Annotated in this window: 1 protein-coding gene; it reads right to left on the minus strand. The window is 52.5% G+C overall.

The genetic code is table 11. The features are described 5' to 3' along the window. Positions 1-136: 136 nt before the first annotated feature. A complete protein-coding gene (locus ACYBHZ_RS19295) occupies positions 137-1,609 on the minus strand; it encodes a hypothetical protein (protein ID WP_460275944.1) in 1,473 nt (490 codons plus the stop codon). Positions 1,610-2,061 lie beyond the last annotated feature (452 nt).

Raw genomic sequence — 2,061 nt, forward strand, 5'->3', positions numbered from 1 at the left:
AGATGAACTCGCTACCCTGGTCGTCTTTGGATAGCTGTTCTGAGCGGTTCACGAAACTCGCATATTCTATATACACTTAACGAGTCTCAGAACCGCTCTTAATCTCATTAGGCTATATGTCTTCCTTTAAGTCGTACTAAAAGTCTCCTGTGAGTGCTGGGTCGATTGCGAGCGTTTGTTCTGCGTACTCGAGACACCTCTCCCCCCTCTCTTCGTAGCTAGCCGAGAGTTTCTTCAGAGTGCCGCTCAACAAGCCAACTTCTTCGTCAGGACAAGGCTGGGGCTCAACTATGCGTACGGGTTGGTCTGCAGTGGATACGTCTAGCCAAGGCGCATGGCCTCCTAAGTATTCCTTGAGGGTTTCCTGGAAGACATTCAGCACCGCTGTTTCATCCGACCTCTTCACCAATAGGCTGTCGTGGATCGGATAGGCCGGAATATTCAAATTCCGTAAGAGTTCCAAGACAGCAATCAGGATCTCAGCCTCAAAGTATTGCAGAAAATGCGTCAAACAGGGAGTGCCTTCAATGAAGGGCATCACTTGCAAGATACCCGGCAGCAAGTCCTCTATTTTCACATCTTCCAATTCGTACTTGTCCCGGAATAGAACGCCGCCCTTCTTTCGGGGGAACCTTTTAGGTCGCCCATCAGAAGCATGGACCATGCATTGCACTAAGGTCTTCGCAGCCTTCCGTTTGAGAGGAGTGTCCACCCAGTCAATGGCCGCGTAGGGGTCTTGAGGTAGCCGCTCAGGGTGGCCACAAATTGCGGCCAGGATGAAGACATGAGAGGCCTTCAGGTCGATCTCACAGACTGGCTCCCCGTCGATAGTGCAGTTCAGCCGGTCTTGTTGGGGCAAATTCTGATAGTCTCCATAAAGCCGTCCTCCATGCTTCAAGTCTCCTGAGTAGATACGCCTAAGCATCGTGTCTTGATGTTTCCCGTCAGCGGTCGCGAGTGCGAAGCGGGACAGATGAGTGTTTAGTCTTATGACTGTGTTTTGCTGCTCTCGGACCTCGACATGGTCGAAGCGGGACAACGGAAGGCGCATCTTCTTAAACATCCTGCGATGATCCGGCTTGGGCTGACGAACCTCTATTGGGTGTGGTCTGCACCGCTTGAAGTTCAGACGTCCTTCGCACTCAGAAAGGCGTCGCTTGAAGTCTTCAGAGCAGCCATAGATCGTGCAGTTGCGCCCCTTCCGAGGCTTGACCTCTTTCCAGATGTGTCCTTGGTCTAGGAGCGCCTGGGTGATCGACTTAGCTGCAGAGTATCCGCATGGTGTACGGGTCCATTGGTGTCTATCCATTTGGATGCTGAAGTGCTCTACGCGGGTTGTAACTCGAAGGAATGAGGCCATGAAGCAAACTTGCTTAGAGACCGTCTCTCTCGTCCTTTGTTTTACCTTTGGAACTTCTGATTGCATCGAGAAGAAAGGGGCAGCGTCCTTTAAAACGCCAATTTCCTCCAGAAGCAGGAGTGTAATTTTTAGTGTGTCTTCGTCTGCAGCGGTGTGCTCTCCGTCGACGAAGAGCTGTGCACGGTCTGTCACTTGGACATGCTGAGTGGCCCCGTGCGGCTGCACGGAGGGCGCATTTGTGTCAAACATTTTGAGGGGTCCTGTCGCAATGGGCCCTAGGCTGGACAGCTTGAGATGCTAAGGATCTCGGATCCGCCTACGGTCAAATACGTAAAGGAAATCCCCGCCTGTGTTCAGAGAATGACTTGAAGGAAAAAAACAGGGGCTCGCGTCGGTCTAAGGCGCCGAGCCGTGGATCTGAAAATACTCTGAAGATTTGTGGAGAGATATACACCTCGACGCAACGCCAGTTTCCCCCATAGGGAGAGCATGGGTGCCCTGGGGAGGGCGCTACGTGGTTGGACAAAAGGGAACGCAATTGTCTCAAAGGAGGCCTGTCTGCCGCCCCTAAAGCGGGTGGCTAGATCGTAGGACAAACCGTAGGACAGAACGTGCCTGTTGACCTCCGACCCACACCACTGATACCCCAAGTTTTACTGAGGCGATCAGCCGTAGAAGTGCCTGTAACGGGAACATAACCC

The organism is Celeribacter sp. ULVN23_4 (assembly GCF_054788345.1).

Bases quoted from the DNA above. Each gene is read 5' to 3' on its own strand.
- ACYBHZ_RS19295 (WP_460275944.1), bottom strand. From the start codon at position 1,609: ATGTTTGACACAAATGCGCCCTCCGTGCAGCCGCACGGGGCCACTCAG.